The organism is Phenylobacterium deserti (assembly GCF_003254705.1).
Classification (GTDB): domain Bacteria; phylum Pseudomonadota; class Alphaproteobacteria; order Caulobacterales; family Caulobacteraceae; genus Phenylobacterium; species Phenylobacterium deserti.
This window is the reverse complement of record NZ_QFYR01000001.1, coordinates 260,651-275,549: the sequence shown is the minus strand read 5'-3', so window position 1 is coordinate 275,549 and position 14,899 is coordinate 260,651. Positions and strand designations below refer to the sequence as shown.

The window sequence follows — 14,899 nt, the reverse complement described above, 5'->3', positions numbered from 1 at the left end:
GCGGAGTTCTGATGTTCCGATCCTTGAGCGTGCGGGTGCTGCTGGCCCTGGTGGCGGGACTTGCGCTGGGCGCCTTTGCGGCGGCCTACGGCGGTCCGGGCCTGAAAGGGGCGCTGGAAGCGTTCATCTCTGTCGGCGAGCTGTGGCTGAACGGCCTGCGGATGACGGTGGTGCCGCTGCTGTTCTCGGTGCTGGTGGTGGGCATCGCCGGGGTGGCGGATGCGGCGGCCACGGGGCGGCTGGCGGTGCGCGCGCTGCTCTGGTTCCTGGCCTTGCTGCTGATCGGCTGCGCCTGGACCATCGGCTTCGGTCACGGGCTCTATGCGGTCTGGCCGGTGAGCCCGGAAGGGGCGGCCGCCCTGCGCGCCGGCGCGCCGGCGCCGCCTGCCGATCTCGCCGCCTCGCCCCCGTTCGGGGAGTTCATCAAGAGCCTGGCGCCCACCAATCCGATCAAGGCCGCCGCGGAGGACTCGATCCTGCCGCTGGTTGTCTTCGCGGCCGCCTTCGGCTTTGCGGTGACGCGGCTGGGCGAGGCCCGGCGCGTGGCGCTGACCGGCTTCTTCCAATCCATCGCCGACGCCATGGTGGAGATCGTCCGCTGGGTGCTTTGGGCCGCACCCGTCGGGGTGTTCGCCCTCAGCCTGGGCGTGGGGCTGCATGCTGGGGCGGGCGCGGTGGGGGTGATCGCCCACTACGTCACGGCGGTGTCGCTGGCGCAGATCGGCATCACCATCGTCGCTTACGTTATCGCCGTGGGCGTGGCGCGGGTGGGCCTAGCGGCCTGGACCAAGGCCGTGGGGCCGGTGCAGGTCATGGCCTTCGCCACCCAGTCCTCCATCGCCTGCCTGCCGGCCATGGTGGAGCGTTCGCGCGACGACCTGAAGATCCCCGACCGGGTGACGGGCCTGGTGCTGCCGCTAGCGGTGTCGGTGTTCAAGCTGACCAGCCCGGTGGCCAACTTGGGCGTGGCGATCTTCGTGTCCCAGGTCTACGGGATCGAGCCCAGCCCCGTGCAGTGGATGGGCGCGGTGATCGTGGCGCTGGCGGTCAGCGTGGCCTCGGTGGGCCTGCCGGGGCAGGTGTCGTTCTTCATGAGCGTGGGGCCGATCTGCCTGACGCTGGGCCTGCCCGTGAACCTGCTGCCGATCCTGATCGCGGTGGAGGTGATCCCGGACATCTTCCGCACCGTGGGCAACGTCACCGGCGACATGGCGGTGACCGCCATCCTGGGCCGCAATGAGCGCGGGCTCAGCGAGCCAGCACCCACAGCAGTCCCAGCAGAATGAACTGAACCGCGCCGATCAGCCGGAAGTGGCTGGCGAAGGGCTCCTTGCGGGTCTTGTGCCGGTAGATCTCGCGGGCGACGTTGGCGCCGGCCCAGCCGCCGACGGCCGCCAGGGTCAGCAGGGTGCGCTCCGGCACCCGCCACTCGCCCCGCTCGGCGCGGCGCTTGTCGCCGGCGAAGGCGGTGAAGGCCACCAGGTTGATGGCCAGGAGATAAAGGGTCGCCAGCTCGAACATCGGCGCAGGCTAGGACGACGCCGTTAAGCCCGTCTTGCCATTTGACGGCCCAAGGAACGGTGAAGGCGCGCTGCGGTTAAGCCCCGGCTGATGGGGAGAACGCCATGCGGGTGCACCACCTGAACTGCGGGACCGACTGTCCGTTCGGAGGCGCCTTCTTCGACGGGCGCAGCAAGGGGGCGCTGGGCCACCTGGTCTGCCACTGCCTGCTGATCGAGACCGACACGGGCCTGGTGCTGGTGGACACCGGCTATGGGCTGAAGGACGTGAAGCGGCCGTTCGAGGGGCGCATCCCCAAGCCGTTCGCCGCCATGCTCAACATCCGGCTGCGCGAGGAGGAGACGGCGATCCGCCAGATCGAGCGGCTGGGCTTTTCGGCGCGGGACGTGCGGCACATCGTTCTGACCCACCTGGATTTCGACCACGCCGGCGGGCTGGAGGACTTCCCGGAAGCCACCGTGCACCTGATGGGCGCGGAGATGACCTCGTTCCGGAAGGACCGGCAGGGCTTCGTGATGACCAACCGCTACCGGCCGATGCAGATCGACGAGGTGCACAGCTGGCGCACCTATGAGCCGCAGGGCGAGCCCTGGTTCGGCTTCTCGGCGGTGCGGCAGCTGGAAGGCCTGCCGCCAGAGATCCTGCTGATCCCCCTCAAGGGGCACACGCAGGGGCACGCAGGCGTGGCGGTGCAGACGGGCACGGGCTGGCTGCTGCATGCCGGCGACGCCTACTTCTATCGCGACGAGGTGCGGCGGCCGGACCGGCGCTGCACCCCGGGCCTGCGGTTCTACCAAAACATGATGGAGGTGGACCGGGCCTCACGCCTGCACAACCAGCAGCGGCTGCGGGAGCTGTCGCTGGATGGCTCGGCGGGGGTGCGGATGATCTGCGCCCACGATGTGGTCGAGTACGAGGCGGCCGCGGCGGGCCGCCTCCTCTAGGTGTTTACGGCGTAGCCGACGCGGGCGCCTCAGCGGTGACCGGGTCGGCGTTGACCTGGAAGCTCGCGCCCATCAGCACGGCGCGCTTTTCGAGCTCGGCGGCTTGGGTCTGGCACATGGCCGGCAGGGTCCAGCCCATCCAGGCCTGAGCGCGCTGGGCGGCGGGAATGTTCTCGCCGAAGCTCCACTGGTTCATGCCCTTGCGCAGCGCGCGGGCGCCCAGGGTGTTGATCGGGCGCAGGCTGGCCTTTTCCGCGGCCGTCATGGCGCGCTGGAACAGCACCAGGTCCTTCTGAGCTTGGGCCAGCTGGTTGTCGTAGACCTTGAGGTCCTCGGCCAGGTTGGAGCCGGGCTTGCGGTAGGTGGACTCGATGCGGCGGACTTCCGGCCAGACCTCGTCGCGGCGATCCACGTAGCCGCGCAGCATGCCGTAGCACCAGCTGACGAACTGGTAGGGCTCGGTCGGCGCGCCAGCCGGATAGTCGGGATTGGACGCGCTGGCCGGCGGCGCAGCGACGGAAGGATCTGCGGCGGCAGGGGCCTGAGCGGAGAACAGGGCCAGGGCGGCGAGAAGCGAAATCATACGGACGAAAACCTCGTAAAGCTCAGCTTGTAACGCACGAGTGCGCCGATCGAACCCGCCGTCCCTCGGGGTTTCGATCTCAACGGCTTGGCGAACTTCTAGCGGGGCGGGGCACCCGGGGCAAACTGGCAGGAACCTGGACAAGGCGCCGTTGTTGAGGCGGCGAGCAACTTCCAGCCCTTTCCAAAACTTAATGCCTCCCGGGTCAGACTGGAGTTGTCACGCCCAGGCCACAGTCCTAAGGCTTTCAGTTACTGAAGATGAGCTTCTGGCGAAAAATAGCCGGCCTCGCCGTCCGCAACCTCGACGAAGCGGAATGTGACGACTGCCCATCGGCCCTGCCCGGGGAAGATCCCGCGTTCTCCACGGCCGTCACCGCCCTGGGAGCCAAGCTGGCCAAGGCGGATGGCAACGCGCACGCCGACGAATACGAAGCCTTCGCCGGCGTTTTCCAACCTGAGCCGGCCAGTTCCGGCAACATCCGCAGGCTCTACCAACTGGCGCGGCAGACCACGCGCGGGTTCGAAAGCTATGCCCGGCGGCTGGCCAAGCGCTATCGGCACTGCCCGCAGATCCTCGAGGACGTGCTGGACGGCCTGTTCTATGTGGCGACGTCCGACGGCGTGGTGACAGCCGACGAGCTGGCCTATTTGGAGCGGGTCTGCGAGCTGTTCGGTCTGGGGCCGCTGGTGTTCCGGCGACTGAAGGCCACGCACCTGGGCGCCGACAAGGACGATCCCTACGAGGTGCTGGGCGTGCGCCACGACGCTTCGGACGAGGAGATCCGTCGTGCGTGGAAGGCGCAGCTCTCGGAAGCGCACCCGGACCGGGCGCGCGGCCGCGGCCTGCCCAGCGAGTTCATCGAGGTGGCCGAGGCGAAGGCGGCCACCATCAACGCCGCCTTCGATGCGGTGATGCGCGAGCGCCGGGCCCTGGCCCTGGCAAGCGTGGCATAATGGTCCCTGGGCGCCCCTCTGAGGCGAGACAGGTTGACGTTCGGAACCTCCGGGCCGACATAATTCGTTTAAGCCCAGCCCATTGGGCGAAGAGGGACGCATGGTGAAAGACTTCGCCGTCCGGCACGGACCCGCTCTGCGCAGCATCGCCGCCATCGGCGGGACGCTCGCGGCCGCCGCCGCGGTCATCGTGGGCGCGGTGCTCGCGGTGTTCTTCGCCGCGACCGTGGCCGTGATCGCGGTGATGACCAGCGCCCTTCTGGCGTTCTCGGGCCTGGCCCTTCGCGCCCGCCGCACGGCGCGCGCCCGCCATCGCCGCAGCGATGTCATCGAAGCGCGGCACCTGGGCGGGCATCACTGGGTGGCCTACGGCTGGAACGAACGCCGCTAGTCGCACCCACCGCCTGAGCCAGCGTCGCACGAGGCGCCGCCAGCGTCGGACCCAAATGTCGCTACCATCAGGACTGCGCCTGTTCCGCAGTCGCTGTTTTCCTGAGCGCGTTGAGGCGCATTCCGGCTGAACCGCCGGATCACCAAACCGCCGAGCACAAGAAGCAGCGCGAGCCCGGCGCCGACCACCAAGACGAGCGAAAGCCTGTCCATGGCGTCCCTCCAGCGCGTCGAGCTTGCCACGCGTTCAGCGCGGCCGCCACGGCTCAGAGTCGCTCGAGCACCCGGAAGGTGAAGGCATAGTCGTCGCTATCCGACGCCTCGTGGCGTTCGGCGCGAACTTCCCGCCAGCGGGACTCGTCGATGGGCGAGAGAGACACGTCGCCCTCCACCTCCGCGTCCACATCGGTCAGGTAAAGGCGGCGCGCGCGGGGCAGGGCGAGTTCGAAGAGCGAAGCGCCGCCGATGACGCAGACTTCGTCCCGGCCATCCTCGTCCGCCTGTTCGCGGGCGATCTGCACGGCCTCGGAGAAGTCCTCGCACACCACGGCCCCGGACGCCTCGAACGAGCCATCCTTGGTGAGGACGATGTTGGTGCGCCCCACCAGCGGCTTCTTGGGCAGGCTTTCCCAGGTCTTGCGGCCCATGATCACCGGCTTGCCCATGGTCACCGCGCGAAAGATGGCCAGGTCGGATCTTAGGCGCCAGGGCAGGGCGCCGTCCCTGCCGATGACGCCGTTGCGGGCGCGGGCGATGGGGCCTGCCGAAAGGATGACTTGGGACATGACGCCGTTCTAGCGGGCGGGCGCCTCGCCGTCAGCCCTGGGCGGCTTCCAGCAAGGTGACCATGAGCTGGTTCAGGGGCGTCGGGATGCCGTGCCGGGCGCCGCGCCGGACGATGACGCCATTGCGGGCGTCGATCTCCATTGGGCGGCCGGCCAGGCGATCGGCGTGCATGGAGTTGACGGAATCCGCCGGCGCCGTGCGGTAACCCTCGACGATGGCGTCCGGCAGGTCGAGGGAAAGCTGGGCGCCTTCGGCCCGGCCGACGGCCACGCATTCGGCCACCAGCCCGCGCATCAGCTCTGCCACGTCGTCCCGCCGGGCCACCCCGCCGGGCTGCAGCACGAGGGCCGACACGGCGCCCGCGCAATTAAGACACAGCTTGCGCCAGGCGGCGGTGGTGAATTCGTCCGTGGTGGAGGTGACGATCGGGGTGCCGGCGAACAGGGCCGCGAAATCCGCGCCGGCCGCGCCTTCGGGGACCAGCATGGTTCCGTCACGCCGCTGGTGGATGCGCCCGGGGGCGAGACGTTCGGCCGGCAGGTCGATGATCACCGGCAGCAGCTTGTCGGCTGCGAGGTAGGGCGCGAAGCGCTCGAGATGCTCGACGCCATTCTGGATCACGGCCACGCGGGTCGCTGGCCCCACGAGCCCGCCGAGCCAGTTGGCGGCCGCCGCCACGTCGTAAGTCTTAGTGGTGGCGAGCACCCAATCCACCGCCGTAGCTACGGCAGGATCGGTCAGGATCACCGGCGTAGCCGACAGCGGACCTCTGGGCGTGTCGATCTCCAGCCGATCGAGCGGCGTGCGCACGCAGAGCGTCACCTGGTGGCCCGACTGCATGAGCCAGGCGGCCAGCGTGCCGCCGATCGCGCCCGGGCCGATGACCGCGACGGCGGCCATGCTCAGACCGCGATGGGTGCGGAGATCGACGGGTGGGCCTGATAGCCCTGCAGCTTGAAGTCCTCGAACTCAAAGGCGAACAGGTCGTCCTTGTCGGCGATCTGCATCACCGGGAGGGTGAGGGGCTCGCGCCCGAGCTGCTCTTTCGCCTGATCGAGGTGGTTCAGATAGAGGTGCGCATCGCCCAGCGTGTGCACGAACTCGCCGGGCTGCAGCCCCACGACCTTGGCCATCATCAGGGTCAGGAGAGCGTAGGAGGCGATGTTGAACGGCACGCCGAGGAAGACGTCGGCCGAGCGCTGATACAGCTGGCAGGACAGCTTTCCGTCGGCGACGAAGAACTGGAATAGGCAATGGCAGGGCGGCAGGGCCATGTCGTCCACGTCGGCCGGATTCCAGGCCGAGACGATGTGGCGGCGGCCGTTCGGATTGGTCTTCAGCCCGTGAACCAGATTGGAGATCTGGTCGATCACACGGCCGTCCGGCGCGGTCCACGACCGCCACTGCTTCCCGTAAACAGGGCCGAGTTCGCCGCTCTCGTCCGCCCACTCGTCCCAGATGGACACGCCGCGCTCCTGCAGCCAGCGCACGTTGGTGTCGCCGCGCAGGAACCACAGCAGCTCGAGAATGATGGACTTGCGGTGGAGCTTCTTGGTGGTCAGCAGCGGGAAGCCCTTCGAGAGGTCGAAGCGCATCTGCCGGCCGAAGACGCCAAGCGTGCCGACGCCCGTGCGGTCGCCGCGCTGCGCGCCGTTGTCGAGGATGTCCTGCAGCAGGTTCAGGTACTGCCGTTCCGGGTGGTCGGCGGCGGCTTTTTCCTGCGCGATGGCGACGTGCGCGTTCATCGACGGCTCCCCAATTCCAACGGCTCAATCCCCACGATTCGGCGCTCGAGTCTGCCGCTGAGCGCGCCGCAGAACTTCACCCAGCGAACCCGCCGTCGTCCAGAAAGGTCTGCTCGTCGGACGTCGTGACGCGGCCCAGACAGGCGTTGCGGTGCGGGAAGCGGCCGAAGCGGGCGATGATGTCGCGGTGGATGACGACCCATTTCACGATCTCCGGGTCGTCCAGCTCGGTCGCGAGCGCCAGGGCGAAGTCCTGGTCGGCCAGGTTCTCCGAATGCTCGAAGGGCAGGATGAAGAACTGCTGGAAGTCGCGCTCGACCTGCAGGTGGAAGCCGGATTCCACGGCGGCGCGGGCGATGGCGCGCGCCTTCGGGTCGGTGGCGAAGGCATGGCCCGAGCCGCGGTAGAGGTTGCGCGGGAACTGATCGAGCAGGATCAGCAGGGCCAGGGCGCCCGCCGGGCTTTGCGCCCAGCTGTCGTATTCGCCTCGGGCGGCGGCATGGTGCACAGGCTCGAACTTCAGGCGGATCGCTTCGTCGAAACGCGCATCCTTGGCGTACCACTTGGCGGGACCGGCCGAGCGCCAGAAGCCCAGGACATCGTTCAGGTGCGCCGTCATTCCGTCCCTCCGCTTCAGCGGCACAATTGAGGGCAAGGCGGTTCTTGTTCAAGCACGGTTCAGCCGCAGGGGCGCACGTCTTGCAGCAAGGGGACGTGCGGCCGCGGACTGCGGCTGGCAAGGTCGATGACGATGAAGATGAAGACGATGGCGCTGACCCTGCTGCTGCTGGCAGGCGTCAGCGAGGCGGCGATGGCGCAGGACCGCGGCGGCCGTGAAGCCAACCGTGAGCAGCGCATGGAACGCCGCGAGCAGCGGATGGAGCGACGCGAAGCGCGCCAGTCCGGCATGGACGGGGCGCGGGCTCCCCAGGCTCGCGAGGGGCGTCGGGGCGGCGAAGGCGGCTTTGCCCGGCAAGGCGGCTCCGAGCGTTGGGGCGGCGGCGAACGGCAAGGCGAGCAGGCGCGTCGTGGCGACCCTGGACGTGACGCCCGGCGCGACACCCCGCGCGACACCCCGCGCGATGGGGGCGGGCAGCGCTGGGAGCGGGACCGTCAGGGCGGCGACCACGGGGTCCGGCGTGACCGGCCCGAAGGCTGGCGGCCGGACGCGCGCCCTGACGTGCGGCGCGACGAGGGCCGCGATCGGCAAGGCCGCGAGACATGGCGAAGCGACGAGCGGCGTGATGACCGAAGACGTGATGACGACCGCTCCGGCTGGCGCCGCGAAGACCCGCGCTGGCGTGACGACGGCCGGCGAGATGGCGGGCGTGATGGCGCGCGTTCTGGCTACTTCCGGCGCGACGGCCGCGACGCCCCGCGCTGGGACGCCCGTCGCTACCCGCGGATCTACAGCAGCCCCTATCGCTACCGGGTTCCGGCCTACCGGCCGCCGTCCGGGTTCTATGTGCGCAGCTGGGGCTTTGGCGAGACCCTGCCGCGCGGCTGGTACACGCCCGAGTACCGGCTGATGGATTGGTGGGCCTATGACCTGCCGATGCCGCCGCCGGGGTTCAGCTGGGTGCGCGTCGGCGCCGATGTGTTGCTGGTGGACGACTTCACCGGCCGGGTCGTGCAGGTGGTCCGCTACGTCTTCTGGTAGGGACTAGAGATAGCCGAGCGCCTCCAGCTCCTGGATCGAGCGCTCGGCGGTCTTGTGATGCACGAAGACGCCGCCCGCCTGTTCCCAAAGGTGGCGGTGCTTGTCGCGATCATCGACCAGCACGTCGCCCGGATGGCAGTGCTCCCGCTTCAGGGCGGCCATGGTGGTGATCACCGGGACGCCGGGGAAATGGCGTTCGGCCCAGCGCCGCTTCTGCGGCTCGGCCCAATTGCCCCGCGGCAGGCCCGTGAGGATGATGGGGCTCTTGTCCTTCACCGCCTCGAACAGGACGAAGGCGTCCGGCAGCGGCTCAAGGTTCTCGAAGAAGCCGTCGGCGCCAGCGAGGCGCTTCCAGAAGGCCCCGGGGCCGAAGCGCTTCTCAAAGGCGCGGGGCGGCAGGCCCAGCACCTTCTCGGCGCCCTTGTCGAAGTCGGCGAGCACGCCGTCGCAGTCGAGATAGATCTGTTTGCGCATCAGGCCGGGCTAACGCGGCAGCGGGCGAGCCGGTTCGTCAGTCGTGCCGGCAAGCCGGGCAGCGGCCACGCGCTTCGAGGGTGACACTGCGCACTTCGTAGCCGTGCGCGGCGGCGGCGGCGAATTGCGGGGCGAAGTCGGGCTCGAACTCCTCCGCCGCTCCGCAGCAGTCGCAAATCAGGAAGGCCGCGCTGTGGCTCTCGCCGGCGATCCGGCAGGGCACATAGGCGTTCAGGCTTTCGATCCGGTGCGCAAAACCCAGGCGTTCCAGGAATTCCAGGGCGCGATAGACGGTGGGCGGCTTGGCCGGCTCCCCTTCCGCGCCATAGGCTGCGATCAGGTCGTAGGCCTTCAGCGGGCCGTCGGCGCCGAGCAGAAGCTCCAGAACGCGCTTGCGCGGCGGGGTGAGGCGCTCCTGATGGTCGGCGCAGCGGGTCTCGGCCAGGCCAAGCGCCTGCCGCAGATCCTGGCCTTTGAGCCCAGGATGGGCCCCGTCCTCGTGGTGGCACTCAGCTCCCATGGTGTTCCAGCTAACCCAGGTCGGCCTCAGCCCGCAATGGGCCTTGACGGCGCGTTATGTTATTTCATAACAGGCGTTACTTTGTAACGTTTGGGCCGAGTTCAAGGCCGAGAGGACGCGATATGAGCCGTCACCTGCTGTTTTCCGCCGTGGCCGCATCGGCCCTGCTCGCCGGGCCCGTCTACGCGCAGAGCGGACCTGCCGCGGTGGGACAGGACGGCCACCCGGTCTCGGAGGTGGTGGTCACCGCCGCGCCGTTCGCCATTTCCCTGGACTCGGCGACGACCAACATCGACGTGGTCGACCGTGACGAACTCGACCTCGCGCCCAGCGGCGGGCTCGGCGACGTGCTGAGCGGCATGCCTGGCGTGCGCTCCACCTTCTTCGGTCCTGGCGCCAGCCGGCCGGTGATCCGCGGCCTGGCCGGTCCGCGGGTGCTGGTGCTCAGCAACGGCCTGGGCCAGGTGGACGCCAGCGCCCTGTCGCCGGACCACGCCGTGGCCACCGATCCGCAGGAAGCCGAGCGGATCGAAGTGCTGCGCGGACCGTCGGCCCTGGCCTATGGCGGCTCGGCCATCGGCGGCATCGTGAACGTCATCGACGAGCGGATCGCCATGCACCGGGTGAACGGCGTCGAGGGCCGGGTGCTGGCCAGCGCCTCCTCCGTGGACGACGGCCACTCGGTAAGCGGCGCCCTGCGGGCAGGGACCGGGCCGTGGGTGGTCAGCGTCGACGGCGTGCGCCGCGAGACCGAGGACTACAAGGTCCCGACCTTCCCGGAATCAAAGCGCCAGCTGGCGGCGGACGGCGAAGAGTGGCCTGGCCCCGTGGACAGCACGGTCGAGAACACGGCGACGGAGCTGTCGTCCTACGGGGCGGGCCTGTCCTACGTGGGCGAGCGTGGCTTCATCGGACTGTCGGTGAAGCGCACCGAGACCACCTATGGCGTGCCCGGCCACGAGCATGGGCACGAGGACGAGGGCCACGACCACGAACATGATCACGACCACGATCATGACCACGAGGAGGAGTTCCACGGCGAGGACGGGGTGGCGATCAAGCTTGAGCAGACCCGCTACGACCTGCGCGCCGAACACGACCTGGACCTGGGCCCGTTCAGCGCGGTGCGGCTGGGCGCCGGCTACGCCGATTACACCCACGTGGAGCTGGAAGGGGGCGAGCCGGCCACGCGCTTCTTCTCCGAAGGTTGGGAAGGGCGGCTTGAGCTGGTCCAGCGCGAGCGCAACGGCTGGCAGGGGGCGGTCGGCTTCCAGGCCCTGAAGCGCGACTTCGACGCCGTGGGCGAGGAGGCGCTGGTGCCGCCCACCCGCACGACCGAGTGGGGCGCGTTCACCCTGCAGCGGCTCGACCGCGAAGGCTGGGGCGTGGAGGGCGGCCTGCGGGTCGACCAGCGCAAGCTCGAGAGCGTGGTCGCCGATCGGGACTTCACCAACGTGTCGGGCTCGCTGGGCGGCTTCATCCGTCCGAGCGCGGGATGGTTCCTGGGCCTCAGCGCCTCGCGAACCAGCAGAGCGCCGGCCCAGGAAGAGCTGTTCGCCAACGGGGCCCACGCCGCCACGCGCAGCGTCGAGATCGGGTCGGCCGACCTGGATGCGGAAGTCTCCTACTCGGTGGACCTGACGGCGCACTACGAGCGGGGACCTTTCGAACTGGACATGCACCTGTTCGGCGTCCGCTATGACGGCTTCATCGACCTTTCGCCGACCGGGCTGGACGACGAGGAGAGCGGCATGCCGATCTTCCGTTATGTGCAGACCGACGCGACCTTCCACGGCGCGGAGGCGGAAGGCTCCTGGCGCGTGTGGGAAGAGGGCGAGCGTAGCTTCCGGCTGGAAGCCGGCGCCGACATCGTGCGCGGCGATACCGACCTTGGCCCGCCGGCCCGCATTCCCCCGTGGTCGGTCACCGGCCGCGCCGTGTTCGAAGGCGGCTGGTGGGGCGGTCAGCTGGAGGTCCGCGAAGTGGGGGATCAGGACCGCGTCGCCGAGTTCGAGCTGCCGACGGACAGCTACACCCTGCTGAACGCCTCCCTGAGCCTGCGTCCGCTGAAGGACCGAAACCTGCGACTCTTCCTGGACGGCCGGAACCTGACCAACGTCGAGGCGCGCGAGCACGCCTCGTTCCTCAAGGACATCGCGCCTCTGCCGGGGCGGAACGTCCGGATGGGGGTGGCCTACCGCTTCTAGGGCCGCTTCCCCCAGGCCCGGAAAGACGAAAGCCCGCGGAGCGATCCGCGGGCTTTCTGTTGTTTTAGGCCTCTTCGGGCTCGCCGGAGGACGGGGCGCCCTCGTCGGCTTCGAAGCTGCGCGGGGCGCGGCGGCGGCGGGTGCGGCGGGGCGGACCCTCGTCGCCATCGGCGCGCGGCGTGGCGGCCTGGAGGAAGGCGGGGGCGTGGCTCTCGCCGCCCTCGGCGTCGCGCAGCATGGGCGCTTCAGCGGCGGCGAAGGGCTCGGCCTGCGGCTCGATCACCGGCATGGGGTCGCGCTCGGGGCGATCCTGGCGATCGGAGCGCTCGCGGCGCTCCTCGCGGTCGCCGCGTTCGCCACGGCCATCGCGGTCATCGCGGTTGCGGTCCCGGTCACGCCAGCGCTCACGGCGGCCGCCTTCGCGGCCCTCGCGGTTGTCACGGTCCCGGTCGCGGTTCTCGTCCCGCTCGCGGGGACGGTCGTCACGGTCGCGGCGGTTCTCGTCACGATCGCGCGGGCGGTCGTCGCGATCGCGGCGGTTCTCGTCACGGTCACGCGGGCGATCGTCGCGGTCGCGGCGGCCTTCGAAGCGTTCGCCCCGATCCCGGTCGCGGCCATCGCGGTCGCGGCCGTCACGGTCACGACGGTCGTCGCGGTCGCGGCCTTCGCGGGGACGATCCTGCCAACGGTTCTCGCGGGTCTCGCCAGCCTCGGCTTCACCGCTCTCAGCGGCTTCATCGGCGGCTTCGGACTGCGCCTGGGCGCCTTCGTCTTCGAAGTCGATGTCGAAGCCGGACGCGAACTGGTCGCGGCCGAGGATCTCGGAAGCCGGACGCTGCGGCTGGAGAGCGCGCAGCAGGCGGAAATAGTGTTCGGCGTGTTGCAGATAGTTCTCGGCCAGGACGCGGTCGCCGGCGGAGGAGGCGTCGCGCGCCAGCTGCTGGTACTTCTCGAAGACGTGCTGCGCGTTGCCGCGCACCTTCACGCCGTCGGGGCCGTTCGAGTCGAACGCCCGGTTGGCGTTCTGCTGCGGCTTGCCCCCGCCGCTGCCGCCACCGCCGCCGCGATTGCGGCCGCGCTGACGCTTCATACCCTTGAAATCTCTCATGACGGTGACCGGTTTGGCTCTTCCCTGAGCGGACCTTCGCTTCGAGGTCGCGGCGCGCTGGCCTTCAGCGGAGCGGGCCCACGAGGGCCGGTTGAATTGTTGAAGACGCTAAGTTCCCCGTCGTCCGCCCGGGAGCTTTCCAGCGAGAGCCTTTTTGAGAAGCGTCGCGCCTGCCGGGCTGGGCGGAGAGCCTCGGGAGAGGTCTGCCTAAGCCGGCGTTTTTGGGTGGAGACGTGACTTGATGTAGCGGCTCAGTGCCCGGTTTCCAAGGGGTTTTTCAAACCGGTCACCACACGGTCACGGTTGCCCAGGTCCAAGACGGTCTGGACGTTGAAGGCGCCCGCCGCCCGGAACAGCGCTTCAACCGCATCCTTCTGGTCGTGACCGATCTCGACGGCGAACCGGCAGCCGGGCTTGAGCACCCGCAGGATCTCGGGCGCGAGGATGCGGTAGGCGTCCAGGCCGTCGGCGCCGCCGGACAGCGCCAGACGCGGCTCATGGTCGCGCACTTCAGGCTCGAGCTCCTCGATCACCGCGTCGGCGATGTAGGGCGGGTTGGAGACCACCAGGTCGAAGGTCGAATCGCCCAGGCCCGCGGTCCAGTCGCCGCGCAGCAAGGCGACCCGGCCGCCGAGGCCCAGGTTGGCGGCGTTTTCCCGGGCCACGGCCAGGGCGTCCTCGGAGATGTCGATCCCCAGGCCCTTGGCGGCAGGGCGGTCGGCCAGGATAGCCAGCAGCATGGCGCCGGAGCCCACGCCCAGGTCCAGCACCGACCAGGCGGCGTGTTCGGGGAAGTCGCGCAGCACGTACTCGACCACCGTCTCGGTGTCCGGCCGCGGCGTCAGGACGTCGGGCGTCACCGACAGCATGATCTTCCAGAAGCCCTTGCGACCGAGGATGTGGCTGACCGGCTCGCGGCGTTCGCGGCGGGCGAGGTACTCGTCCAGAGTCTTGGCCTGCTCGTCGGTGAGGGGGCGATAGGGATCGCTCACGATGTCCACGCGGCTGGCGCCGGCGGCGGCCTCCACCAGCAGGCGCGCGTCGATCACCGGGCCAGCGAGACCCGCGTCTTCCAGACGCTGGCGAGCCTGTTTCCAGGCCTGGACGAGGTTGAGGCTCATGCTTGGACGTCCTGGAGAGCGGAGACGGCTTGCGGGCCCGTGCAGGCGTCGCCGACGGCCAGGCGACCGGCGGCGGTGACCTGCAGATAGACGCCGCAGTTCATGTGGCCGTAGTTCTCGAACAAGGCGCGGGTGATCTCAAGATCCCGCTGCGCGGTGGCCGGATTCACGTGGGTGGCCGCGCAGCGTATGGTGGGCTTGAACACCTGGGTCTCGACCCCGCCCAGCATCAGCGGCTGGCCCGTCCAGTCGTTTTCGATCCAGGGCTCCCAGCCTTCCACATAGACGTTGGCGCGGAACCGCATGGGGTCGAGCTCGACGCCTAGGCGCCTGGAGAGGTCGCGGACGCTGGCCAAGTTGATCAGCGACACTTGGCCCTTGGGATGGTCGGTGAAGCGGTGCGCCGAGGGCGCTTCGCAGACCCGCAAGGGACCGCGCAGATCCTCCTCTCCGACCAGGTCGGCCACCCAGGCCGCGAAGGCGGCGCGGCCATCCTCAAGGTCCATGTCGCCGGAGAAGGCGGGCATCCCGTCGGCTTCGGCGTGCAGAAGGCGCGTGGCCTCGTCATAGCGAGTGCGGGCGGCAGCCACCCGCGGCAGGCTCATCAGCACCGTGAACTTCTGCTTGGGGATGTGGGCGGGGGCCTGCGGATCGAAGCCCGACGGCCCGTTCTCCACGGCCCAGATGCGGTCAAAGGGGAAGCCGACCTCCGGCTCCAGGTCCACGTGCTGCAGGGCTTCGGGCGTGAAGCCTTTGACGGGATGGCGGCGGATGGCTGCGATTTGACCGATCATTGGGCCGCTCTAGCGTCTGGGCGCCGACGCGGACAAGCGGAACGGACGTCGCATCCCGCTGTTCTGGCAAAGGTTGCAAGGGAGCTGCGG

17 protein-coding genes are annotated in these 14,899 nt (G+C 69.4%); 6 read left to right on the top strand and 11 right to left on the bottom strand.

Annotation, left to right across the window (positions count from 1 at the left end):
• Positions 1-11 precede the first annotated feature (11 nt).
• Positions 12-1,286 (top strand): dicarboxylate/amino acid:cation symporter, encoded by a 1,275-nt coding sequence (locus DJ018_RS01390; RefSeq protein ID WP_111513012.1) that lies wholly within the window; start codon positions 12-14, stop codon positions 1,284-1,286.
• On the opposite strand, the gene DJ018_RS01385 is transcribed toward DJ018_RS01390, so the two are convergent.
• Positions 1,249-1,521 (bottom strand): DUF1294 domain-containing protein, encoded by a 273-nt coding sequence (locus DJ018_RS01385; RefSeq protein ID WP_111513011.1) that lies wholly within the window; start codon positions 1,519-1,521, stop codon positions 1,249-1,251. The two genes, DJ018_RS01390 and DJ018_RS01385, sit on opposite strands and share 38 nt — an antisense overlap.
• 104 nt (positions 1,522-1,625) lie before the next feature.
• Here DJ018_RS01385 and DJ018_RS01380 point away from each other — a divergent pair, with 104 nt between their 5' ends.
• Positions 1,626-2,465, top strand: a complete 840-nt coding sequence (locus DJ018_RS01380; protein WP_111513010.1) for an MBL fold metallo-hydrolase — start codon at positions 1,626-1,628, stop codon at positions 2,463-2,465.
• A gap of 4 nt (positions 2,466-2,469) precedes the next feature.
• Here DJ018_RS01380 and DJ018_RS01375 read toward each other — a convergent pair whose 3' ends face one another.
• Positions 2,470-3,048, bottom strand: a complete 579-nt coding sequence (locus DJ018_RS01375) for a hypothetical protein (protein WP_111513009.1) — start codon at positions 3,046-3,048, stop codon at positions 2,470-2,472.
• A gap of 260 nt (positions 3,049-3,308) precedes the next feature.
• On the opposite strand from DJ018_RS01375, the gene DJ018_RS01370 reads away from it, so the two are divergent.
• Positions 3,309-4,004: a J domain-containing protein gene (locus DJ018_RS01370; protein WP_111513008.1), complete on the top strand. Its 696-nt coding sequence runs from the start codon at positions 3,309-3,311 to the stop codon at positions 4,002-4,004.
• A gap of 100 nt (positions 4,005-4,104) precedes the next feature.
• A complete protein-coding gene (locus DJ018_RS01365; protein WP_111513007.1) occupies positions 4,105-4,395 on the top strand; it encodes a hypothetical protein in 291 nt (96 codons plus the stop codon).
• 265 nt (positions 4,396-4,660) lie between these two features.
• Here DJ018_RS01365 and DJ018_RS01355 read toward each other — a convergent pair whose 3' ends face one another.
• The 4 genes from DJ018_RS01355 to DJ018_RS01340 form a co-directional block, all read right to left on the bottom strand.
• Positions 4,661-5,179 (bottom strand): dihydrofolate reductase, encoded by a 519-nt coding sequence (locus DJ018_RS01355; RefSeq protein ID WP_111513005.1) that lies wholly within the window; start codon positions 5,177-5,179, stop codon positions 4,661-4,663.
• Positions 5,180-5,210: 31 nt separating this feature from the next.
• The gene (locus DJ018_RS01350) at positions 5,211-6,080 is read right to left on the bottom strand and encodes a 2-dehydropantoate 2-reductase (RefSeq protein WP_111513004.1); all 870 of its coding nucleotides are present in this window, start codon (positions 6,078-6,080) and stop codon (positions 5,211-5,213) included.
• A 2-nt stretch (positions 6,081-6,082) separates the two neighbouring features.
• Positions 6,083-6,925, bottom strand: coding sequence for a thymidylate synthase (locus DJ018_RS01345; RefSeq protein WP_111513003.1), 843 nt, complete (start codon positions 6,923-6,925; stop codon positions 6,083-6,085).
• A 76-nt stretch (positions 6,926-7,001) separates the two neighbouring features.
• Complete coding sequence (locus DJ018_RS01340; RefSeq protein ID WP_111513002.1) at positions 7,002-7,544, bottom strand: DUF924 family protein; 543 nt, start codon at positions 7,542-7,544, stop codon at positions 7,002-7,004.
• 132 nt (positions 7,545-7,676) lie between these two features.
• Here DJ018_RS01340 and DJ018_RS01335 point away from each other — a divergent pair, with 132 nt between their 5' ends.
• Positions 7,677-8,585 (top strand): RcnB family protein, encoded by a 909-nt coding sequence (locus DJ018_RS01335; protein ID WP_165842764.1) that lies wholly within the window; start codon positions 7,677-7,679, stop codon positions 8,583-8,585.
• 3 nt (positions 8,586-8,588) lie between these two features.
• Here the strand turns inward: DJ018_RS01335 and DJ018_RS01330 are convergent, their stop codons facing one another.
• On the bottom strand, positions 8,589-9,059 hold the full coding sequence (locus tag DJ018_RS01330) for a 5' nucleotidase, NT5C type (protein ID WP_111513000.1): 471 nt from the start codon (positions 9,057-9,059) through the stop codon (positions 8,589-8,591).
• 37 nt (positions 9,060-9,096) lie between these two features.
• Entirely contained in the window at positions 9,097-9,579 is a 483-nt protein-coding gene (locus tag DJ018_RS01325) for a Fur family transcriptional regulator (RefSeq protein WP_111512999.1), read from the bottom strand.
• A gap of 122 nt (positions 9,580-9,701) precedes the next feature.
• Here DJ018_RS01325 and DJ018_RS01320 point away from each other — a divergent pair, with 122 nt between their 5' ends.
• A complete protein-coding gene (locus DJ018_RS01320; RefSeq protein WP_111512998.1) occupies positions 9,702-11,786 on the top strand; it encodes a TonB-dependent receptor in 2,085 nt (694 codons plus the stop codon).
• Positions 11,787-11,850: 64 nt separating this feature from the next.
• Here the strand turns inward: DJ018_RS01320 and DJ018_RS01315 are convergent, their stop codons facing one another.
• The 3 genes from DJ018_RS01315 to DJ018_RS01305 all read right to left on the bottom strand — a co-directional run bounded on the left by DJ018_RS01315 (position 11,851) and on the right by DJ018_RS01305 (position 14,809).
• Positions 11,851-12,876 (bottom strand): DUF4167 domain-containing protein, encoded by a 1,026-nt coding sequence (locus DJ018_RS01315; protein ID WP_420849487.1) that lies wholly within the window; start codon positions 12,874-12,876, stop codon positions 11,851-11,853.
• Between the two features lie 269 nt (positions 12,877-13,145).
• The gene (prmC, locus tag DJ018_RS01310) at positions 13,146-14,015 is read right to left on the bottom strand and encodes a peptide chain release factor N(5)-glutamine methyltransferase (RefSeq protein ID WP_111512996.1); all 870 of its coding nucleotides are present in this window, start codon (positions 14,013-14,015) and stop codon (positions 13,146-13,148) included.
• A complete protein-coding gene (locus DJ018_RS01305; RefSeq protein WP_111512995.1) occupies positions 14,012-14,809 on the bottom strand; it encodes an MOSC domain-containing protein in 798 nt (265 codons plus the stop codon). The genes prmC and DJ018_RS01305 overlap by 4 nt, the downstream gene beginning before the upstream one ends.
• Positions 14,810-14,899 lie beyond the last annotated feature (90 nt).